The sequence below is a fragment of the Cryobacterium sp. Sr3 genome (assembly GCF_004402835.1).
GTDB lineage: Bacteria > Actinomycetota > Actinomycetes > Actinomycetales > Microbacteriaceae > Cryobacterium > Cryobacterium sandaracinum.
This window is the reverse complement of record NZ_SOFA01000010.1, coordinates 42574-63466: the sequence shown is the minus strand read 5'-3', so window position 1 is coordinate 63466 and position 20893 is coordinate 42574. Positions and strand designations below refer to the sequence as shown.

The window sequence follows — 20893 nt, the reverse complement described above, 5'->3', positions numbered from 1 at the left end:
CTCGGTCGCTGACGGATGCTGGTGTCCATCCGGGAAACTGCCTTGGCCGATCAGGGGAGAATTAGCTACGGTTTGGCAACACGCCGCCACAACCTCCCTGTTTCTGATTCAGCATCCCGATATCTTCAAACCATGCCACCTCAACGTTCCTACGGCGGACGCAAAAGCAAAGGCGATCGCCAACCGCTGATTTCCAGAGTTCCGTCGCCGATCGCGGACGCAGTGCGCGACCGCGCGGAGGAACGAGGAATGTCACTGAGCGATTACATCGCTTCAGTACTCGCACGAGATGTTGGCCTTGCCACCCTCGCGCCCCAGGCATCCATCCGTCATGACGAGGAGCTGCCCATCAACCAGGTCGCTTAAACGAAAGAGCCCGCCGCTTTCGCGACGGGCTACTGCAAGTTTCGTAGCTCAAACCCTCTGTGCTTCCCGGCGAGGAGGTTAGAGCTAATCCAGATCAACAGCCCTCACGGGAGGTTTCTCTATGTCCCAGAGCATAGCGCACGTACTCCAGAATGCACCCGGAATTGTGTCCGGCGTGTCTGGCGTGTCCACCGAAGCATGGACGGCCTGGGCTTTGACGCGCCGGATGAGTCCGCGCGATCAGGTGCGCGTGATGAAACGGGACGCGTACGGGCGCGTGGACGAGAACAGTTACCCCCTAATCCACCGTGTGGTGCCGGCCGAACCCACAACGCCGTGGGCGATGAACCTGGCCGACGACACCGGCTTGTTCCGGGTCCTCTGCTTTGACTTTGACGGTAAGGACAAGCACGGCGTTGACGCTGAGCTGATGGAGGAAGCCGTCGACGAGTGCGAGGTCCTCTCCCGCACCCTCGATGCCCTCTCGATCGAGCACGTCGTGTGCCAGTCGTCGGGGACCGGTGGCCGGCACATCTGGCTCGCCCTCCAGGGCGGTGCCCCGAAACTCGCCGTCGCCCCGGTAGCCAGTGCAGCGCGCGCGAATTTCCGCCGCTTGGACCACGGCATGCTGCTCAACGCTGTCACCGGTGCCGCGCGGCCGCCCCTGTCCCCGCACCGGGACGGCAGCTACTCCACGGTCCTCCGCGGCAACCTGAACAGCTTGATCGTCCCGTCGACCACGACCGCCGACCTGGCCGCCCTGGCCGCGGTCCTCGAGGCGCGGAAGCCGTCCCTCCGCGCGGAAGACAGCGCCCCGTCGGGCCCCATCGCCACACTCCACCAGGCGCACCGGCGCCTCAGCGCCGCTGGCACCGCCCATATGGCCACTATCGACGGTGGCAGTAACCCGAGCTGGACCGGGTTCATGTGCCTGCTCGCGGCCGCGAACGCGGGCTGGCAGCTCGTCGACGTCGAGCACGCCATCAAGACGGCCCCCGGGATGGAGCACTTCCGGACGAAGAACACCGGCCGCGGCGACCGCCGCCCCCGGGCCGCAGCCGAGGCCCGGGCCCGTTTGGGCCGGCAGTGGGATAAAGCCCAGCAGTACGCCGCGCTTCAGCGCCCGCTGCCGGCGGTGCGGGAGCCGCAGGACCTGTCGGAGTTGGACGCCATCGTGACCGACGTCGAAGCCCTCCTCACTCGCTTCCGGGTCAGTCCCGGCCGGTGGGGCCGCACCGAGGCGTCCTCGAATCAGCAGACCATTCTTCGTGCCCTGGCCTACCTGACCCTGCAGACCGGCAAACGCACTGTCGCCGCCGCCATCCGGGACCTGGGCCCGATGGGAGGCCTCGGCCGGACCACCGCAGCCGACGCCCTGACCGCCCTCGCGGCTGCCGGGTACGTCGAACGGGTCAGTGCGAGTGACGATGGCAACGCCGCCGAATGGCGCCTAGCCTCCACGTTATCCACAGGTCCCAGTACAGTCCGGTCACAACCATCAGATAACCCCCGCCCCCCGCAGGAAATCCCGTCGTCGCTGAGCCGTTCTGCGGCTGAGCTCTTTAACACCCGCACCCATCTCGTTGCCCTGCTCGAGGAACAACTCACCGACCAACGCCACGACCTCTTCACCCGCCGCGGCCTCGGGCACTTGGCCGGCAAGCTCTACGCCCTGCTGCGCCAGCACCCGTCCCTCACCATTGATGCCGCTGCTCGTCTCCTGGGCGTTACCGCCCGGCACACGGCCACGATCTTCAGTCGCCTCCGTCGTCACAAGCTCTTGGTCGTTCACCGTGATGGGTGGGCGAGGTCGATGCAGGATTTCCGGAACCAGGCAGCCTTGCGGCTCAACGTGCTGGGAACCCTGCTGGCTCGGGCGGAGCGGTATCGGATCGAACGAGAGGTGTGGGCGTGGTGGCAAGCCGAACTAAGCACCATGATGTCAGCGCCCAGGTCTCGGCCGCGGCGCCCACATGTGTCGAGCCGGCCGTTGTTTGAAGCGGGCTCACCGGGTGAGCGGGTGTGGCCGACGTATCCGCGGTCGAGTGATCAGCGTGGTGATCATCGTTCTGCGCGGGAGTTGGTGAATTTGGGTGTGTTGAGCCCGGAGAATCGTTGGCAGTATCTCGGAGACGCCGCCTAACCGCTAGGTGCAGCTTCGGAGGTTACGAACCGGTGTTCTTTGGCTGGACAGGGCGCATGGATGAGTTTGGATGGCCTTGTGTGTGGAGTTTCGAGGTGTGGTGATTAGGGGTGGGCAGGTCTCCCACAAGCTGTCTCTCGGTTGCGGTGAGCACGGTTGTGTCGGCTAGAGACGCTCGAAGCTGCACGGCAGCAGTGACGGCAGCGGAGCCGAGTGTTGGTCCGGCGTCGCTCGGGATAGATGCGGGAACCGCTTCACGAGTGCGATGGGATACCTGGAATCTGCGTTCATGCGGTGGCATGGCAATGAGGATGAGGGTAGTCCCGCAGCTTTCCGCAGTGAAGACGTCAAGTGCGTCCCGCTTTGAAACGTCGAGCATCCCGGCTTTGGCTGCACGGTGGAGGGGACCGGCGAGAATTGTTGCTGCCGTCTCAGCAGCGGGAGTGGTTTGACCTGGCTGCGATCCTCGATACGCCAGCGAATAGAGGTAGGGGTTCGCGTAAAGAAATCTCCATGAGGATTCCACGTGCGCCGCAGGCCGGTGGTGGGATCTACGGCTACCTGCCTGGCAAGGCCCTCCGAGTGGTGCGCCGCGAAGCCAGCGGCGGCGACAGCGTCACGTAGGCATTGCGTGTCGCCAACCGGGGGTATACGGCGGGTGGCTGCACATCGGCCGTGCGGCTGACGGCGGAATTTGTCAAGGCGAATGAGGCCAGTGAAAGTTGTGGCGGCTCGTTTTGTTTCGGTGTGGTCTTCATAGACTGTTGGGCCGTTGATCCGGACGGTAAGGCATTTGATAACTTCAGTGAGGACGTAACGGTGCAATAGTGTGCGTCAGGGAGGCTGGTGGTCATGCCGACAATGTCTGCTCTTGAAGGTGCGTTCTGCCGCAGTGGACCTTGGCGTCTTGCGGCGGGCCGAGTCGTCTTGTGGGCGACACAGGGTGTTTCGTTCACCGGTGACGTTCTTGAGATCGGAGGGGGTAGTGGTGCGACGGCCGACAGGTTAGCGCGGGCAAATCCGTCACTGCGCCTGACGACGACCGATTATGACCCCGTGATGGTTGGCGTCGCACGAAAACGTCTTGCAAAGTATCCACACGCAGCGGCGCGACAAGCCGACGTCACACAGCTTCCCTTCGATGACGAAACTTTTGATTTCGTTGTAAGTTTCCTGATGCTGCACCACGTTGTCGACTGGGAGAAGGCAATCGCAGAGGTCGCACGTGTGCTCCGGCCGGGCGGCATTTTCACCGGTTATGACCTCACTGCTTCTCGAGCCGCTTCGTGGGTGCATCTGACCGATCGCTCTCCACATCGGCTCATCGAACGCGGGGCTTTCGAACCTGTTCTCGGACAAGTCAGACTCGATGCTAACGGGCTGAGGTACACCTTTGGCGGTCGAGTGATGCGATTCACTGCACGCAAGCTTGCGTTGTCCACCTGAAATGAGTGGACGCGTGTCAGGCAGGTCCAGGCAGGTCCCATCGACCGCGACCAGACGTCGTCCGGTCGTGAGTTGACCCCAGATTGCATGGAGTCGTTCGCCGATTAGGATGTGATCGCCGAGTGGCGTCTCAGACTTCCGGGCGCGCGGGTGTTCAAGGTCCACCAGCAGTCGGGCAGGTTCGAGCGGTGAGAGCCCGCACTGGACGAGGTGTCCCTGATATGAATTGGAGTTTTCATGGCCCTGACAGTTCTTCTTGACCTTCGCCTAAAACCAGAGGCCGTTCTCGGGGCGGAGGCCATGCTGCGAGACATTTTGGTCGGAACCCGTGCATTTGAGGGGTGTCTGGGTGTTGATGTGTTGCTTGATTGCGATGATCCCGCCCACATGATCTTGCTGGAGCGGTGGGCGTCGGCCGACGCTGACGCGGCATATCGTCACTGGCGTGCGGGTGCGGGTGCGACCGACCTGGGCTCATTGCTGACCAGTACCCCCCAAATCTCCATGTTTGAGATCGCCAGCGACATCTGACCGGGCACTATGGCGCATGCCCGAGATCATGCTCATGTCCCTGGTTGTGCGCCGTGATGTGTTCCCGGTTAGGGAACTGTGCCAGGTAAGCCGCCTACACTCGGCGCAGTTGCGGGTCAGCCCGCACACAACGCTCAGTCGGCCATGTATCACGCAGTTTGAAATGATGTCGTGGTGGCAAAGTCGGATACGACCATCCTGGTTGAGGGCAACCAGTACTTCCCGACTGAGTCGTAAAAGTCTGCGTACTTCTCCGGCGAAGAAATTCTTCGCCAATAGATCCCTCTCGCCGGCGTCGCAAAAGATGTCGGTATCTTCATCCCAACGCTGCATCGGTGGTACCAGCCTCCACGGCTATCCACCGCGGACCAACGAGAGTTTTATCCGTTTCGTGAGCTGGTACTGGGGTCGGCGCCACGTATTTCAGGCTGCGAGCTTTTTGAGGTACCGAGCCAGGGCACGTGGAGCCGAACGAGGGGCTTCGGCCTCAACGACCGCGTTGTAGTTCGTATTGGTGTTCACGTCGTAGGTGAGCACTCGGCCATCTTCGGCTTCGATGAACTCGATGCCGCAGACTTCCAACCCGGTGCGGCGCGCGAACTTGAGGTATTTCTCGATAATCGAGTGGTCGAAGTCTTCGCGCAGGCTGAACAGTTGCTGACCGGCTATGGGTGCGATGGTGGCGCCGGGAGGCATGATCAGCTCGCGCGTGATCGGGTCGATGGCGCAGGCATCCGCTGGGCACAGCTGGAAGCCGCCGCGTGCGGTGTCGGCTTTGACGGCGTAGATGAACTCGCCGCCCACGATCTCAACCCGGGTGATGAACGGTTCCGCAGCCTGGATATATTCCTGAATGAGTGTGATGCCATCTTGCGGCTCCTCGAACTCGGAAGAGGCAACGTATGCGGCGAGCTCTTCGTGACTCGTGAACTTGCGAACGCCGAGGCCCTTGCCGCCTTGGTTGTGCTTGGTCATAAACGGGGTGGGAAAGTCGTGTGCGGCATCGAGAATTTGCTCACGGCCCACCGCGGCCACGGTGCGAGGGGTGTCGATGCCGGCGGCCTTGAGTGCAACGAGCTGCTCGACCTTGCTCATCTCGAGCTCGAGAACGCGCCGGCCATTCACCGTGCGGCGGCCGTGGGCCTCGAGCCAGGCCAACACGGCGCGCGCGTAGTCTTTCGACTTTCCGTGGTCGCGTGTGTGAGCGGATGCGCTGATGCGCGACCAGAAGATTCCCTCCGGCGGTACCGAATCCAGGTCGAGAACGCCGTTGGTGAGCAGCCATTCCTTCACCTCCATACCCTCTGCTTCAAAGGCCCGGGCGAATGGCGGAAACCATTCAGGGTTCTCGTGCAGGGCATAGATCGTGGTTTGGCTGGAAGTCATAAAAATCCCTTCGGGTTGCACTGAACTTAAGGAGGCCCCCGTGCGGGGTATTCCTCCGGTCTTGCGCAGTTACTACTGCGGGATCATGATGCCGTTGCCCGGGCCCATCGGTAGGTCGAAGAAGTAGAAGACGCTCAGCACGGCTACCCAGGCGATCCAGAACGTGACTGCGAAGGGCAGCATACGGGCGATCACGGTGCCAAGGCCCGCCTGTGGCTCGTACCTACGCAGCATGGTAAGTAGCACGATCATGTACGGGTTGAGGGGTGTGAGTACCTGGGTGGCCGAATCTCCCACCCGGAACGCACCCTGGATGAATGCAGGTTCGTAGCCAAGTAATACGAACAGCGGCACGAACACGGCGGCCATCAGCGTCCACATGGCCGAACCCGAAATGATGAAGAGGTTTAGCAGCGAGGCAAGTAGTACGAAGGCGACGACGGCCGGATATCCGGTGAGGCCGATGGACTCAAGGCCCCCGGCTCCTGCAACGGCGAGCCAGCTTCCGATTCCGGAGAAATTAAACAGGGCGACGAACTGGCCGAGGATGAATGCAAGCACGAGAAATCCGCTCATGTCCTTGATGGCCTGCCCCATCACGCGAGGCACGTCGCTGCCCCTGGCGATGGTTCCGGTGATCTTGCCGTACACCAGTCCTGGAATCACGAACATAACGAAAACGATGAACACGATCGAACTCAACAGGGGTGAGCGCGGCAGAAACTCGCCGTCTTCGTTTCGCCAGGAGGATTCCGGCAGGAGCACGCCAACCAGAATCACTCCGGCGACCACGATGCCGGCCACGAACGACCAGAACAGGCCGCGGTTCTCGGTGTGCGTGAGCCGCGTGTTCATCACGGAGGGAACCAACACGTCGTCGTCAGTGATCTCGTCGCGCGCAATCTGCTGCCGCCCCAAACGCGGTTCCAGGATTTTGTCGATGATGAAGCCGGCGAGTGCGATGAGTACGAGCGCGGAGACCACGTTGAAGAAGTAGTTCGATACCGGGGTCACGACGGAACCGGCGTTGGGCAGGTTCTCTGTGACCGACGTGGTGATCCCGGCGAACAGCGCGTCGAGGCTCGTTACGAACAGCGAGGTTGAGTAGCCGGCGCCCACGGCAGCAAACCCGCCGAGCAGCCCGGCCACGGGGTGCCGGCCAGCAGCCTTAAAAACCAGGGCGGCAAGCGGTGGGATGACCACAAAGGCCGCATCAGACATGATCGACCCTACGACTCCCACGAACGCCACGGCGTAGGGCAGCGACCAGCGTGGTGCCGAGCCGAAGGCCTTACGGATCAGCGCGGCGAGCAGGCCGGACTTCTCGGCAACACCGACCGCGAGCAGGATGGGTAGCACTGTCGCCAACGGCGGAAAACCCAAGTAGTTGACCCCAATGTTCTGGGTGAACCAGGTGAGCCCTTCGGCGGTGAAGAAACCCGTGATCACCGTGATCTCGTCGGTTCCGGGCAACTGCACCGTGACGTTCGCCCAGGCCATCGCGGTCGACGCCACCGCCGTGATTGCGAACAGCAGAAGGAAGAGCATGAACGGGTCGGGCAGCTTGTTACCGACGCGTTCGATTCCACCGAGAACACGATCGATCACGACGGTGCGCCGGGTGAGGGACTGTGCTGAAGACATGGAGCCTACCTTGCGTCGGATCGAACAAAACGATCGGTGTGTCAGGAGTTAGATCGTGCGCTGTCAGACAGGAAACGGAGTTAGGAATCAGTCGAAGAAGTGCGGCACATCGATCGCGCCGCCCTGCTCCGCGAACTCTTGAGCCATGCTGCGGCGCAATCCGGCGTCGCAGAGAAAATCAAGGGCGGTGAGGGCGAGCCCGCAGGCACCGTCGAGGGCGCCTGACTCCGCGGCATCCGTTGCGGCGGCCGCCGCGAATTCGCGGGTGTGCAGGGCAACGTCTGGTGCCGCAATCTTGATTAGTGGGTGAATACCGGGGATGCGATGGCTTACGTTGCCGAAGTCGGTGGACGCTGCGATGGTTTCCGACACCACGCTAAGCGGGAGTGGCTGGCGCCCACGGCGCTGCTGGGCGGCGACCCAGCGACCGGTGAGCACACCGTTCGTGCGCACCGGAAGGGTGGGGGCGTGCTCGTCCCAGTCGATCTCGACACTCGTTCCAGTCATCAATGCTGCGCCGCGCGCGATGTCGTCCAGCCGCACGCTGAGGTCTTTGAGCGTGTCCGCAAACTTGGATCGGGCGTAGAGCTTGAGTACCGCGCGCTCTGGAATGATGCTCGGCCGTGTTCCCCCCTCACTGATTACGGCGTGCACGCGGTCTACCGGCGGTAACTGTTGACGCAACAGGCCAACGGCCTGGTACGCCAGGGTTGCGGCGTCGAGAGCGTTGCGTCCCATAAAAGGTTGAGCGGATGCGTGCGCCGCGACGCCCGTGAACGTCACGGTTAGCACGCGGCGGCCGAGCCACACCTGGTCGGCGAGGTCGTAGCCATAGGGGTGCACCATGATCGCGGCGTCGAGGCCGTCGAAGGCGCCGTGCCTGGCCATCACTTCTTTGCCGGAGAAACCTTCCTCGGCGGGAGTACCGAGGAACACCACCCGGCCTCTGAATGCGTCGGGATTCTCCTTGAGCGTGTTAGCCAACGCGAGGAAGGCGCCGACGCCGGCGGCGGCGATCACGTTGTGCCCGCAACCGTGCCCCACGTCGGGCAAGGCGTCGTACTCGCTGAGAATCGCGATTGCCGGGCCGCAGTCCGACCCGATCTCGGCACGAATTGCGGTGTCTACCCCGTGCACGCCGAGCTGTGCGCTTATCCCGTGGCGACCGAGCAGCTCCACCAGATAAGCGGCGCTTCGATGCTCGGCGAAGGCGGTCTCCGGGTCGGCGTGCAGGGTGTGAACAACGTCGTTCAGGTCCCGGGCGAGCGCCTCTACCTGGGCGTCGACGGCGCTTGCAAGCTCCTCCGGGGCCCCGGAGAACGGCGACGGCACCGACTCATAGCTCTGTATCCTGCGGGCCGTTTCGGCCTGAAGCTTCTGCAGATACGTGGTGCTCGGCACTAACGAAGAGCTCATATATCCACCCTAGATAGGAAGATTACCTCCTAGGGCCGCCCTGACCTGCGCCGTCATCTCCAGAACCTGTGCTGGGTCAGCATCGCACTTGGCAGTGAGGAATCCCCCTCGCACTCCCCTAGCGGAATATCACGGTGATATCACTTCCAAAAGTGCGACGGCGAAGCCGTCACAAGCGATATGGAGCCGCTGCGCGGCACTGATTGTTGAGTATTTTTGTCCTATCTGGCCAATCATCGTAGCTCCCTTGCGTGCCTGCGTCACCCGCATTGCCGGACGCGCCCTGCGGGCTTATTTCGCCCGGCACTGCAGGCACTTCGGCACTCCCGGTCGCTCTCGATTTCTCTTGCCAGACAGGCCAAAAAAACAGTTGTTCACGAAGAAAGAGAACCCATGGCTGAGTCCGACTACCGGTACGAAAACACCTACCCGAGGGAGCGCTACGCGGACGGGTGCGCCTGCAGCGGATGCACCTCGGAAGGGGCCGTAGATACCCAGCCCGCAGAAACCTGCACCGCGACCCGCTACGCCGACAGCTTCGCCTAATCGAGGAAACAGAAACCATGCTCACCATCACCCACAGCCACGCCGCCGGAACCAGGATCGACGGCACCAGTAAAGGCGACGGAACCGCCGACGTCCTCAAGACCGTTGGTTGGCGTTGGGGGCGCAGCATCAGCGCCTGGTTCGTCCCCCAGTCCCGCGACCGCCTCCCCCAGCTCCACACCATCACCCGCACCCAGGAGGCCTTGGAAGCGGCCGGATTCGAGGTCGAAACCGACATCGACCACGAGCACCGCACGACCTCCGAGGTCGAGGCCGGAAAGATCGGACGTCAGGCCGACCGGGTCGACGCCCTGGCCGCGAAGGCCGACCGCAAGAGCGCCGCAAGCGACGACGCGTGGACCCGCGCCCGGACAGCGCTGGACCGCCTGCCCGAAGGAGGAGAACCAATCAAGATTGGCCACCACTCCGAAGGACGCCACCGCAACGCGATCACCAAAGTGGATAGTGCCATGCGTAAATCAGTTGAAGCCAGCGCCGACGCCACCCACGCCCAGGCGCGAGCTGACGCGGCCACCCACACCACCGACGCCCGCTACCGGCCCGTCACCGTGGCCAACCGCATCGACACTCTGGGGGCGGAGCTGCGCAAGTTAAAACGACGCGTCATCGCCCCGCGCTACGACGACGCATACGGCTACGTCGACGCCACCGACGCCCAGAAGCAGGCCCGAGCAGACCACCTCGCACCCAACCTCGCCGAAAAGCGCGACCAGATCGCGTACTGGGAAGCCGTGCGCGCCGCCCAGATCGAGATCGGCACGGCCACCGGCTACGACCGCAGCACCGTCAAGAAGGGTGACCGGGTGAAGATCCGCGGCCAGTGGCGCGAAGTCGTCCGCGCCAACCCCAAAACCGTGAGCGTCAGCACCGGTTACACGTGGACCGATACCGCCCCGTATGCGGAGATCCAGCAGCACCAGCGGCCCGAATAACTGCCGCGTAGGCCGGCCCGCCGAGGGGCCGGCCGCCGTGAGGGGGATGTTGCCCCCTCACACTCCCCCACCAGGTGAATCCGGCCTGGAGGCCGGACCCACACGGAGCCGGCTGCGCCGGCCTGACTCTTTCAAAACATTTCTTCCCTTGGTGGCCAATCATCGTAGTTCGCTCCGTGCCTGCGTCACCCGCACTCTCGCACGCGGTCGCAGGCTCCCTTATTTCGCACGAGAGTGCGGGCACTCCGGCACTCCCGCTCTCAATCGATTTCTCTTGCCACCAAGGGCAGAAAAACGGTGGACGACAACACAACCACTGCTCACGAGAGAGCTCGGGACCCCGCGCCCCTCACCAACCCTGGAGAGAGAACCCCATGACCACCAGCATTCGCAGCGTCAAGATCAACCCGACCGAAACCATCACCACCCTGGACGTGAACGAGGCCAGCATCGGGGCGGACATCGTCGCCGCCATCGGTTGCCGGATGTTCGACGTCGTCGGCCTGGAGGACGACATCGACCTCTTCGTCGATGATGAAGGCCTCATCAACGGGTCAACCCTGAACCTGCCCGCGACCGTGCTCGCCCACCGACTTGGCTCCCGCACGGTCATCTTCGGCACCGCCATCGCCGTCAGCGTCACCCGAGACGGCGAAACCGTCGGCCTCACCGACGCCCAGCTCGCCCGAATCCAGAAGTCTTTCGCGCAGAAGCCCGACGCCGGGACCGTCGACGCCCTCGTGGAGAGCCTGTCGCCGTTCCCCACCGTGGTGAGCATGCTCCGCAACATCTAGCCGCAAGCACCGGCTGGCCCCGGGCGGGCCGGCCGGTGAGGGGTGTCCCCCTCACACTCCCCCACCGGGCGCGGATATGGAAGCCTCCGCAGCGTCGAGCGACTTCGAAGCGCCTGTACTCACCGCCCAAGCACGCCGCAAGGCTCGGGAGAGCTGGACTGGCAGCTGTCATCGCTTGTAATGCTGCTATTGTCAGTAATGCTGGCATTGTAGGTAATAGCACTAATACAATTAATACCTGTAAAGACAGTGAAAGCAGTAAAGTCAGCATAAGCAGTAAAGACAGCATAAGCAGTAATGATGCTTATGCCATTAATGACAGCATTAGCTGTAATGTCACTAATGACGACAAGAGAAACGAGAACGTATGCCTCCGGCACTCAATCGCACCGCGTTGGAACGGGTCATCGCCGTCATCAACGGCAAGGGTGGCGTCCTCAAGACCACACTCACCGCCAACATCGGCGGCATGCTCGCTAACAACGGCTACCGCGTACTCCTGGTAGATCTCGACCCCCAGGGCAACCTGGCCGAGGATCTCGGATACACGGACGACGACCGGGACGACACCGGCCGCGCACTGGCTCAGGCACTCATGTTCGGTGGGGGAGCGGCCCCCATTCGCGAAGTTCGACCAAACCTTGACGTATTCGCTGGAGGTCCGGCCCTCGACCAGGCCACGGCCGGTCTCGCTGCCAAAGCGAACAAGGACCCCGATGGGGCCAAGCTAGCCGTCGCTCATCTGCTGGAGCCCATTGCGGGCGACTACGACATGATCCTCATCGACTGCCCACCAGGCGATGAAACGCTCCAGACAGCGGCCGTTGCGGCCGCGCGATGGGCACTCGTCCCCGTCAAAAGTGATAAATCAAGCCGCAAAGGACTTGGTGCCGTCGCAGCGCGACTCGACGCGGTCCTCGGAGTAAACCCCACCCTCGACCTCCTCGGCGTGGTCCTGGTAGACGTCGGGACCTCTGCCCACGTCGTCCAGCGCGAGGCACGCGAACACATCGCAGAGCTCTTCAATGCCGACAACAACGTCGTCTTCACTGCCACGGTTCGCCACAGCGAGGCGACGGCCCAGGCCACCCGAGAACGGGGTCTTTTGGTGCATGAACTCGACGCACAAGTCCGCAAGGGGCCGAAGTGGTACGAGATCCGGCGGGGTGACGCGCAGGCACAAACATTTGCACCACGCACAGCATCGTCGGTCGCTGACGACCTGCAGGCAATCACCCAAGAAGTCGTGGCCAGGATTACAGCCGCAGAGAACCAGGAGGCCCTCGCATGAGCGACGAAACCCCCAACCGACAGATCGGCGGCCTCACGCCACGCGCCGGGGCTCATGACCTGAGCCGGCTCCAGGCCCGAAACCGCCCTGAACCAAAACCGGAAACCAGTGAGCAGCCCAAAACCGTTGCCTCTCCCGCTGCAAAACCCACGCGCACACCAGCCAAGAAGTCGGCAACCGTTGTGGTCGACACGACTGCGCGGATGACCACCTATCTGTCAGTAGCCACACGCGATCGGGCCCGCGCAACGTACCGGGCGACGAGCCACCTAGACGGCGACAAGAGCTGGTCAGACTTCGTGGAGCGAGCCATCTTGGCAGAGGTCGAACGTCGTGAATTCTCACACAACGCAGGGGAGAGATACCAGGGTGACAGCTCGCCCCTCCCCGCTGGACGACCACTGAGCTAGCGGGGTCTCCCCACCCGTAGCCCGGCGCGAGAGACGGCACCGCCGACGGACAGGAACACCCCAGAACGCTTGCTGACGAGACGCGGGGGAGTGGGCCGGCGTTCTACTTCTGCTTGGGGCGTGGCGCCTGTGCTCCGGCGCGGTCGGCGCGGGTACGCTGTTCGCGTTCACTGGTGCGTGCCTGGTCCAGGTCGGCGCGCAGCTGGGTGAGTTGCTGCTCGAGGGCGGCCCGCACGTCGGTGACGCGCTGCTCGGCGTAGGAGCGCTCCCTGCCCGCCTCGGCCGTGGCACTGTCTCGTTCACTGCTGACTGTGGCCAGGCGCCCGGTGAGCACGAGCGCTTCCGCCCGCGCGCTCTCGCGCTCCGTCCGGGCCTGATCGAGCAGGTCCCGGGTACTCGCAGCATCCGTCTCGGCCCGCTCCGCGCGGCCGGCCGCGGCGGCGGCCTGCGCGACCGCGTCGCGCGCGGCCGTCAGCGCCTCGTCCTTGGCCGTTGTGGCCGCCGCGACGAGCTCCCGGGCCTCGGTGAGCTGTACGGTCGTGGCCGCGTTCTCGATGCTCAGAGCGGCCACCTGGTCTGTGAGGGCGGTGATCTCGGCGGTCGCCCGTGCATTGTCCTCGCCCGCAGCGACCAGGTCGCTCTCGAGGGTGGCGGCTCGCTGCTCGAGCGCGCCCAGGGCCGTGCGGAGCTCGTCGACCAGGGCAGCTGATTCCTCGGCTGCCGCGTCGGCTTCGGCGCGCTCGGCCTCGGCCTTGCGGGTAGCGGTCTCGGCACGGTTGGCGCGGGCGGCCGCCGTAGCGACCTGCTCGGCCGCGTCAGAGGTGACTGCCTCGATCTGCGCTTCGGCCGCGTCCGGGTCCGCGACGGTGCGGAGCTCGTCGACAAGGACCACCAGCTGCTGCTGCAGGTGCTCGACCATGCCGGCGACCTGGGACCGCAGCACGCTCGCCCGCTGCCGTGCCGCATCAACGGGGAGTTTGGCGTCCTCGGCGGTGCGCTCGACCCGGCCGGACTCGGCGCGGCGGGCCCGCCACGCAGCGGCGCGGTTGTGAGCGGGGTCGACGCAGTAGCCGGCGGGCCGGCCCACACCGGCCGTGGCGTCCACGGGCTCCTCGCAGCCGGGGAAACCGCAGGTGCGCACGTCGGTGATCTCAGGAATGCTCATATCGATATCGTACCACTGGTAACGCAATACGTTATAATGAAATAACGATAACGAAAATACGAAACTGCCCCTCGTCTCGGAGAGCGTGGAACCCGCCGCTGTCATTTTCCGAGGTCGTCTGCACAAATGCTCTTACTCGGCTGCACACGCCCGCTGGACGATCCCCTATCGGGCATCAGTTGCAGTGGTCGACCTCGCTAGGCTCGGGCCATGCTCGAATGGGGAAACGCTGTCAACGGCTGGGACGTACTGTTCACCAGCGTCGTCCAAGCTGGAATCGTAATCCTGACCGGAATGCTGACTTGGATCCTCACGCGGGGCTCGGAGCGGCGCAGAGCCTCAAAAGAGGCCATCAAAGACAAGCGGGTGCTCCTTGAGCAGTACTCACGTGACCTCATGGACCTCTGCGATCTCTTGGAGGACATGGCGGCCCGGCAAACGCCGATATCGAACGAGTCGTTGCGTCCCTTCAACCGCTTTCAAGATCGCGTGACTTGGATTCCGCAGAAGTCAGATAGGGCTGTGGACTCGTGGGTGCGAACACGCCTTTCTCGGTGCATCGGCCTTGTGATGGATGTCGTGAACAGCGATCTTGAGGGGGACAGCCTCGAGTACGAGGTCCATCAGACGCGCGCCGAAATTAGCGAGATATCCGAAAAGTTCACAGCCTGGATAGACAGGAAACTCGGGCCGGAGTGGTTCGCCGGCGAGCTGATCCACAGTTCGATGATTGTTTACCATCAACGAATCGCTTCCCCCGAAGAGATGTCTCTCACCCGGTGGGAGGTCATGCGGGGGGTCTTCTCCCGGTTCCGATACCAATTGGGTGAAGCATGGAATCATCCCATCAAGCCGACGCCCGTTAGGAACGTTGAAGCCAACGACGTAGCATGGCTCAGCGGGCGGAATCCGCAGGCGTAGTGCGTGGCATCGGCCGGTCTCTCGGTAGCAAACGCCCCAGTATTTCCTCGCCTACGCTGGCATCGGTACAGGCGCTCCAACAGCGGGGTCGTCGAGGTCACGGTTCTGCCAAGCCCCGTAGGTGAGCCCGGTGCTATTTTCCACCCAGGCGGTGCGACCGTTGGCGGAGCGGCCGGCAACGACAGCTGCTGCTGCAGACGGACTAGCAAACACCTGGTTCTTCGTGAAGATTGCCGGATCCGTAGTGGTGTCGATAGTGCCGTCTTTTTCGAGACGTTCGCGAAGGGCCACGTACGATCCTCCGCCGACCTGGTTGCGTCGTGCATGAGAGCCGCTGAGGACGGTGAACTCTCCATCCACCTCCGTGGCGTGGGCTGTTAGTCCTTCACGGGGCTGCTCCATGGTGAACTGCGGTGCGGACTCGGCGACCCGCGCCTGACCCGCCGCCACTAGATTGCCGGGGGCAATAGTCGTTACTCGAAGGACATTGACGCCAAGGACTGGCAGCGCGATCAGCGCTTGGGCGATGAAATATTCCATGTCAGACACGTCGGCTTCTGGGAGTGCAATCAGCGGAGGTGCGGTGCCGTTAACGATCTCAGAACGTTGCGCGTCTCGAGCAATTTGCAGGAAGCGAGATTCAAGGTAACGGGCGTGAGCTTTGGTGAGGTTGGCGTCCTTGCTGGTGAGGAGAACTGCGCGTTCCCAGAAATCCTTTTCACGGGCATGACTGGTTAACCTGACACTGATGTCGTCGCCCTCCCCGACATACACCTGAATACCCCCGACGCTATCGGGGGCGTCCCCGAGGAGCAGGTATACGCCTGTCCGGCCAGCCTCTTCTCTCCGGAGTAGCGAAAGAAGATCTGACCTCGGGCCCGCAAGGAGATGACCGGTCCAGTTCATGATCTCTGCCGTCACCAGGCCGCCCGGCGTGCCGTCCACTAAGAACAACCGGACGGACTTACCCGACGTGACCATCAAACTTCCCCCTCGGCTGCTGCCTCGCAGTTTATGACACTCCGGGTGCGGCCCGCCCTTGATCCATCCCACAGGGACAGGCTGCTGGATCGGTGGGCTGAACTGCATTTGCTACGCCATCCGTCGGTGGTCGCCACTAGATTTAGCGTGATATCCACCGACGCGTAGAAGGAAGCCCCCGGATGACCGAGTACTACTATGACTCCCACGGGCGCTGGATAGCTTTTCGTACCAGCGAGACCGACAAAAACTTGTGGAGTCCTAAGGCGAAGTGGATCGGCTGGCTGGCCTGGAGCGACGATGACGTTTGCGGAGTCACGACGAAGAGTTATTTGGGAACCATCGTTGGAGATCGGCTGCTGAAGAAGAGGACCCCTCCCTCGCACTACACCCCGTACACCCCGTACACGCCGTACACGCCCTACACCCCGTATACGCCGTACGCGAAGTCGGCGAGGAGCATTCCCTCCGGCTACACGGACGTGGACCTGGGATGACGTCATGTGAGCTTGTCTCGCAGGATCAACGCGGTGGAAAAAGGTCCGCCGACAGATAGCCGTCGAGCGGGCGCCCCTTGCCCTCGTGGGGCGTGACCCTCGCCGGGGGCGAGCTACACGCTTTCGTCATAAAACTTTCCGTGTGAGCGGATGATTCGTCGTTGCTGTAGCTCCCCTCGCGCTTCCTTGACGAGATGCAGCAGGTCAGGGGTGAGGCCCGGAATCCACGTTGGTAGCAATTCATCGGTCGCCTCGATGAGGGCTTCTGGGGATGGGTCGGTACGCGCCACTCGATCAAGTTTGTCGAGTTGCGTTCTAGCGTCACGAGTCGCCGGAATCATGAGGGAACTGATCTCGCTAGGAACTAGTTCGAGAACTCCTCCACCGAAGCTGCGTCCGTTCGTTTCCACCGTCAACAGAGTGAGCGAGTTGTGGAATGAGGCGGCAATGTCGTTCGGTGTTAGGGATGAGGTCGAGAGCATCTGCCCGCGGTAGATGGTGTCAGTCGTTACGACGCCGGCTTGATTCACGATGACGCGGGGGAACAGATTTGAACGCTTAGACATGAGCAATTGACCTGGTTGAACCACTGGGACTCGGAACCATGGGGTGCGAACACGGCATTTGAAACGCTCGTTCAACTCGGCGCTTTCGCCTTGCGTTAGGTAGCTGGTCGCTCGGGCATGCTGTGATGGGGCGGGTCTGCCTGCGTCAAAGCTCAGCATCCAAGCGGCGGCTTTTGATTCGGCCAGTTCGAAATGTTCTGTCGCTGTATACGTCAGTCCCTTGGCGTAGCGTGTGCGCGGCAATAGCGGCAACGTCCACTGTTTGAGGTCGTGATGCTCGACGGTAGAAGTGTCCACGCAGAAGAAGCTGTTCGCGCCAGTCACAGTCGAGACGGTAAACCGTGCTTCGGCACCAAGCCGGGTGATTCCCTCCAAGCGCGATACCTGGGTGAAAGCTGCTTCCTGCTCGGGGTTGAGGAGGTAGGAAGTCCAAGTCTTGGCGGCCGGTGAGATGTCGTGCTGCCAGTGGTGCGTGCCGCCGTTGTGATCGAAAAATCGCACGGCATTACTGGCCTCGTCGGCGGCACTGGCTTTGCGGCCGGTGAGGATGAGGACTTCTTGGAGGACTGTGGGGAATGAGCCCGGCTTGAACAAGTCGATGGTCAGGTCTAGACAGGCCTCCAGCAGCCAGGAGCGGACTCGTCCCGCAGAGACTCCGGTAAGGAACTCTGCGGGCAGGATCATTGAAAATACTCCACCCGGCGCAAGGCGCTGGAGGGCCAGCAAGAACACCGGTATCCATAGGTTGGAGACGGCGGCACCGGTAATACCGAGCTTGGCGCCGATAGCGAGAGCGTGTTGTTTATCTTCAGCGGAAACGAACTGGAAGCGCACGTAGGGAGGATTTCCGAGCGCGAGGTCGAACTTCGCTGAGCTGTGCCTATCCCAATCGAGAACGTTGGACGTGTGTACAACTCCCGGCAAGCCGGACCGTTCGAGCGCGTCAGATGTTTTCTGAGCCTCAAGGTCGAGTATTTCTACGGCCTCTAGATGCGTGATTCTGTCGGCGAGGGGGGAGCGTCGCAAACCCCGGACAAAGGCCCCATCTCCGGCAGCAGGCTCGAGGACTCTTAGATCCTGCCTGCCTCGAAGTAGATCCGCCGACCTCCTCAAGCACAAATCAACCAGGACGTCTGGAGAGTAAAACCCGCCCCGCAGTTTCTCGTCGCTTACCTCGTTGCGCGTTCGCATAAAAAACCTCACTTCAGATACTGAAGCAAATTCTACCCGTCCGCGTCCCAGCGAATGGACGCTCTGCCCGGGAGACTCATGATGTGAAAGCGCGATTTGTGGGGCAGCCCGCTCAAGGCCAACCCAGCTTGCTGGACTTCGTTGAACATGTGTTGACCACGGACGCAGATCATTTGGTGGTGGTAGTTGCGTGGGCCAAACGATCCGGGCTTGGGCGCGTGGCCGACCAGCTTGCGACGTTTCGAGCAGGCGGTGGCCATGTCGAGATGATCGTCGGAGTGAGTGAAGGCGGTGCGACTAAGGAAGGACTCACTCTAGCTCGTGAGCTTTCAGACAAGGCTTTTGTCTTTCACGATCCACGACGTACTTTTCACCCCAAGGTTTACCTCGCTACAGGCGGACTTCAACATTCGTTGTTCGTAGGATCGAGCAACCTCACGGCCGGCGGTTTGGGTTGGAATTATGAGAGTTCGCTCTGGCTGGATTCCTCCGGGGCTGTAGAAGGGCCATTCGCGGAGGCGATTGATTGGATTGCCACTCTGAGATCGGAGCCGACCGTTTGCCGGCCCCTGACCGAGCAACTCGTGGACGAGATGATGTCAAGTCGCGACATCTTCATTGCCAGCGAGGACGCTGGCCGTCGTGTGTCGAGGCCAAAAGATCCTGTACCGGAAGACAGCGACAGCGTAGTGTCCGGCTCAGCCCGCGGATTGTTTGGAAACCCAGTTGCTCTGATGCGTACTCTTCCCGCTCTCGCTGCAGCTTTCAAGAAAGCGACCTCGCCTGGTCAATCGAAGGGTACAGCCCAGGCTGCGGCGGCTCCGGCGACCCCGCAGACTCCGCCGACTGCGGCGTCCGCGGCTGCACCGAAAATCCCGCAGGCGCAAGTCGTTCGACGGTGGTTCAAAGACATGGATTCGACCGCCGCCCAGAAGCCGAAAACCGCAAACAGCAATCCAACGGGAAATTTGCGACTGAGCAAGGAGGGTTTCCCGTTCGACCACCAGACCTACTTCATCTCCGATTTTTTCGCCGGCCTTCCGTGGTCCCCAAGGTCCGGCAACGCGAACGAGTCGGAAGTAATCGTTGCGTTCGACACCTACGTAGACGGGATTTCTTATGGCGAATTGGATATCCGCATCAGCCACGACCCGCACAGGGCCGCAGGTCAGGGAAATGTTCCAACCGTGCTGCACTGGGGCCCCGTAATGAGCAAGGTCCTTCGAGCCGGTAACTTCGTCGGAAGTTATGTGTCGCTGGAAAAGGTGCACCCAGAAGGGTTCAGGCTGGTCATCGCAGCCCAACCAGCGGGTGATTTCGCAGTCTGAGAGTGAGCGGAGCCCCTAGACGAGCGTTTCGATCGCCGCATCCCACGGGTAAACCTCGATAGCTTTCTCGAAAGTCGGACCTGTAACCCGCTCGGCAAGAACTTTTTTCGTCGTCATATCGAACAGGTGCACCGCGCACATGTGGGTCGCGGGGGTCGGTGAAGAATTCCAGGTTCACGCCGTGGTCTTCGATGGACCCAAACACGACCACGCTGAATGGGCCAGCGGGCTGCGCCATGGCCGTCAGAAACTCGGCACCGCTCTGAGCCAGGTAGGAATTTATCAACTCGACTAGCGGCTGTGTGTCCCGAACGGTCATCACCTCCACCGATGGCCGCGGGGGAGCGGCTGCGGTAGGGCTCGGTCTCGGTGCTGAGCGCTCGACGGCTGGAGCCCAGACCCAGGTGCGGTGAGTGCCGGCGTACTCCCATTCCACGTAGACGGCACGCGGAGTCCAGGCCAGGGCCAGGCCGTGGACGTGGGTAGCTATCGCGGGGTATCTCACCCATGCGCGCACAAACGTTGGTTCGCTGGCCAGTGTGGCCGCCAGCCCGCCCAGCTCGGCGGGAGTCAGGCTGAACGGGTAAGGCACGAATTCGGCCCCATGGGGTGGTTCGACTTGCGCGAGGGTGTCAGCCCGCACGGATCGTTGCGCGTGTGGGGTGTCGGGGTGCTTAGTATCCGAACCCATGAATCCATTAGAACATAGGTTCGAATCTATTGGAATACTGAGGAGACCGGCTCGGTTCTTATTTGGCCGGGCGCACGTACATGACCAGGTGATTGGCGGGGATCGCGGCGCGCAGCTGCTCGACTGCAGTCCAGCTGTCTGGTGCTTCGACGGTGACGGGCGTTGACTCGCTCGCATCTCGCGGGCGGTGTGCCAGGTCCCAGTTCATCCCTTCATTATCCGCCTGCAGGTGAGCTGGCCGAGGTTACACCAGACGGACCAGACCGCATACGGGGCAACGCCAGAACGGGCTTGACGGCGACCCCTCGACCTGCAGCGGGGTGAGGCACCGCTCACAGTTCGGGGGAGCGCCCAACGGGTCCAGTGGCATGCCGGCACGATAGCCGACCCCGCCGAACCCCGCACTCGGGATGAGGAAAGGCGGGAGACTTGGTGTCCCGGTGTGCAGACCGACGCACGGCAGCTTTGTTGCTTTTCGTCTGGGGAATTGTTCACTCCGTGCTGCCGGCGTCAAGCCGTCGGCGCAGTTTCGGCAGAACTTGTGGCGAGCGATGCGCCTAACGTCAGGTTGGAGTACGCCCCAGCTGGGCGTCAGATCGTAGTGTGGAACTTGTGTCAGACAACGTC

17 protein-coding genes are annotated in these 20893 nt (G+C 62.4%); 10 read left to right on the top strand and 7 right to left on the bottom strand.

What is annotated here, in order from left to right:
- Positions 1-592 precede the first annotated feature (592 nt).
- The 3 genes from E3N94_RS03410 (at position 593) to E3N94_RS03400 (ending at position 4486) form a co-directional block, all read left to right on the top strand.
- Positions 593-2509: a hypothetical protein gene (locus E3N94_RS03410; protein WP_241987050.1), complete on the top strand. Its 1917-nt coding sequence runs from the start codon at positions 593-595 to the stop codon at positions 2507-2509.
- Between the two features lie 852 nt (positions 2510-3361).
- The gene (locus E3N94_RS03405) at positions 3362-3955 is read left to right on the top strand and encodes a class I SAM-dependent methyltransferase (protein ID WP_134569805.1); all 594 of its coding nucleotides are present in this window, start codon (positions 3362-3364) and stop codon (positions 3953-3955) included.
- Positions 3956-4192: 237 nt separating this feature from the next.
- Positions 4193-4486, top strand: coding sequence for an antibiotic biosynthesis monooxygenase (locus tag E3N94_RS03400; protein ID WP_134569804.1), 294 nt, complete (start codon positions 4193-4195; stop codon positions 4484-4486).
- A 423-nt stretch (positions 4487-4909) separates the two neighbouring features.
- On the opposite strand, the gene E3N94_RS03395 is transcribed toward E3N94_RS03400, so the two are convergent.
- From E3N94_RS03395 to E3N94_RS03385, 3 genes are all read right to left on the bottom strand, one after another.
- Positions 4910-5872, bottom strand: a complete 963-nt coding sequence (locus E3N94_RS03395) for an alpha-L-glutamate ligase (protein ID WP_134569803.1) — start codon at positions 5870-5872, stop codon at positions 4910-4912.
- A 72-nt stretch (positions 5873-5944) separates the two neighbouring features.
- Positions 5945-7516: an AbgT family transporter gene (locus E3N94_RS03390; protein WP_134569802.1), complete on the bottom strand. Its 1572-nt coding sequence runs from the start codon at positions 7514-7516 to the stop codon at positions 5945-5947.
- Between the two features lie 87 nt (positions 7517-7603).
- Positions 7604-8932, bottom strand: coding sequence for a M20 family metallopeptidase (locus E3N94_RS03385; RefSeq protein ID WP_134569801.1), 1329 nt, complete (start codon positions 8930-8932; stop codon positions 7604-7606).
- 563 nt (positions 8933-9495) lie between these two features.
- Here E3N94_RS03385 and E3N94_RS03380 point away from each other — a divergent pair.
- The 4 genes from E3N94_RS03380 (at position 9496) to E3N94_RS03365 (ending at position 12926) form a co-directional block, all read left to right on the top strand.
- On the top strand, positions 9496-10431 hold the full coding sequence (locus E3N94_RS03380) for a DUF3560 domain-containing protein (protein WP_134569800.1): 936 nt from the start codon (positions 9496-9498) through the stop codon (positions 10429-10431).
- Positions 10432-10805: 374 nt separating this feature from the next.
- A complete protein-coding gene (locus tag E3N94_RS03375; protein ID WP_134569799.1) occupies positions 10806-11225 on the top strand; it encodes a DUF3846 domain-containing protein in 420 nt (139 codons plus the stop codon).
- A gap of 367 nt (positions 11226-11592) precedes the next feature.
- On the top strand, positions 11593-12516 hold the full coding sequence (locus E3N94_RS03370) for a ParA family protein (RefSeq protein ID WP_104170602.1): 924 nt from the start codon (positions 11593-11595) through the stop codon (positions 12514-12516).
- Entirely contained in the window at positions 12513-12926 is a 414-nt protein-coding gene (locus E3N94_RS03365) for a hypothetical protein (RefSeq protein WP_134569798.1), read from the top strand. Before E3N94_RS03370 ends, E3N94_RS03365 begins: the two co-directional genes overlap by 4 nt.
- A gap of 103 nt (positions 12927-13029) precedes the next feature.
- On the opposite strand, the gene E3N94_RS03360 is transcribed toward E3N94_RS03365, so the two are convergent.
- Positions 13030-14091, bottom strand: a complete 1062-nt coding sequence (locus tag E3N94_RS03360) for a hypothetical protein (RefSeq protein ID WP_134569797.1) — start codon at positions 14089-14091, stop codon at positions 13030-13032.
- 210 nt (positions 14092-14301) lie between these two features.
- On the opposite strand from E3N94_RS03360, the gene E3N94_RS03355 reads away from it, so the two are divergent.
- Positions 14302-15012, top strand: coding sequence for a hypothetical protein (locus E3N94_RS03355; protein WP_134569796.1), 711 nt, complete (start codon positions 14302-14304; stop codon positions 15010-15012).
- Positions 15013-15063: 51 nt separating this feature from the next.
- On the opposite strand, the gene E3N94_RS03350 is transcribed toward E3N94_RS03355, so the two are convergent.
- Positions 15064-15993, bottom strand: coding sequence for a GIY-YIG nuclease family protein (locus E3N94_RS03350; RefSeq protein ID WP_134569819.1), 930 nt, complete (start codon positions 15991-15993; stop codon positions 15064-15066).
- A 182-nt stretch (positions 15994-16175) separates the two neighbouring features.
- Between E3N94_RS03350 and E3N94_RS03345 the strand changes: the two genes are divergently transcribed.
- The gene (locus E3N94_RS03345; protein ID WP_134569795.1) at positions 16176-16490 is read left to right on the top strand and encodes a hypothetical protein; all 315 of its coding nucleotides are present in this window, start codon (positions 16176-16178) and stop codon (positions 16488-16490) included.
- Between the two features lie 113 nt (positions 16491-16603).
- Here the strand turns inward: E3N94_RS03345 and E3N94_RS03340 are convergent, their stop codons facing one another.
- Positions 16604-17890 carry a hypothetical protein gene (locus E3N94_RS03340; RefSeq protein ID WP_198416253.1) on the bottom strand — a complete coding sequence of 429 codons (1287 nt, stop codon included), beginning with the start codon at positions 17888-17890 and terminating at the stop codon, positions 16604-16606.
- A gap of 440 nt (positions 17891-18330) precedes the next feature.
- Here E3N94_RS03340 and E3N94_RS03335 point away from each other — a divergent pair, with 440 nt between their 5' ends.
- Positions 18331-19575, top strand: a complete 1245-nt coding sequence (locus tag E3N94_RS03335) for a phospholipase D family protein (RefSeq protein ID WP_134569793.1) — start codon at positions 18331-18333, stop codon at positions 19573-19575.
- A gap of 749 nt (positions 19576-20324) precedes the next feature.
- Here E3N94_RS03335 and E3N94_RS16410 read toward each other — a convergent pair.
- Positions 20325-20474 (bottom strand): hypothetical protein, encoded by a 150-nt coding sequence (locus E3N94_RS16410; protein WP_166790052.1) that lies wholly within the window; start codon positions 20472-20474, stop codon positions 20325-20327.
- Positions 20475-20893: the final 419 nt, after the last annotated feature.

What these genes read in the sequence shown, in the direction of transcription:
- E3N94_RS03410 (WP_241987050.1), top strand. Translation starts at nt 593, where the DNA reads ATGAGTCCGCGCGATCAGGTGCGCGTGATGAAACGGGACGCGTACGGG.
- E3N94_RS03405 (WP_134569805.1), top strand. Translation starts at nt 3,362, where the DNA reads ATGCCGACAATGTCTGCTCTTGAAGGTGCGTTCTGCCGCAGTGGACCT.
- E3N94_RS03400 (WP_134569804.1), top strand. Translation starts at nt 4,193, where the DNA reads ATGGCCCTGACAGTTCTTCTTGACCTTCGCCTAAAACCAGAGGCCGTT.
- E3N94_RS03395 (WP_134569803.1), bottom strand. Translation starts at nt 5,872, where the DNA reads ATGACTTCCAGCCAAACCACGATCTATGCCCTGCACGAGAACCCTGAA.
- E3N94_RS03390 (WP_134569802.1), bottom strand. Translation starts at nt 7,516, where the DNA reads ATGTCTTCAGCACAGTCCCTCACCCGGCGCACCGTCGTGATCGATCGT.
- E3N94_RS03385 (WP_134569801.1), bottom strand. Translation starts at nt 8,932, where the DNA reads ATGAGCTCTTCGTTAGTGCCGAGCACCACGTATCTGCAGAAGCTTCAG.
- E3N94_RS03380 (WP_134569800.1), top strand. Translation starts at nt 9,496, where the DNA reads ATGCTCACCATCACCCACAGCCACGCCGCCGGAACCAGGATCGACGGC.
- E3N94_RS03375 (WP_134569799.1), top strand. Translation starts at nt 10,806, where the DNA reads ATGACCACCAGCATTCGCAGCGTCAAGATCAACCCGACCGAAACCATC.
- E3N94_RS03370 (WP_104170602.1), top strand. Translation starts at nt 11,593, where the DNA reads ATGCCTCCGGCACTCAATCGCACCGCGTTGGAACGGGTCATCGCCGTC.
- E3N94_RS03365 (WP_134569798.1), top strand. Translation starts at nt 12,513, where the DNA reads ATGAGCGACGAAACCCCCAACCGACAGATCGGCGGCCTCACGCCACGC.
- E3N94_RS03360 (WP_134569797.1), bottom strand. Translation starts at nt 14,091, where the DNA reads ATGAGCATTCCTGAGATCACCGACGTGCGCACCTGCGGTTTCCCCGGC.
- E3N94_RS03355 (WP_134569796.1), top strand. Translation starts at nt 14,302, where the DNA reads ATGCTCGAATGGGGAAACGCTGTCAACGGCTGGGACGTACTGTTCACC.
- E3N94_RS03350 (WP_134569819.1), bottom strand. Translation starts at nt 15,993, where the DNA reads ATGGTCACGTCGGGTAAGTCCGTCCGGTTGTTCTTAGTGGACGGCACG.
- E3N94_RS03345 (WP_134569795.1), top strand. Translation starts at nt 16,176, where the DNA reads ATGACCGAGTACTACTATGACTCCCACGGGCGCTGGATAGCTTTTCGT.
- E3N94_RS16410 (WP_166790052.1), bottom strand. Translation starts at nt 20,474, where the DNA reads ATGAACTGGGACCTGGCACACCGCCCGCGAGATGCGAGCGAGTCAACG.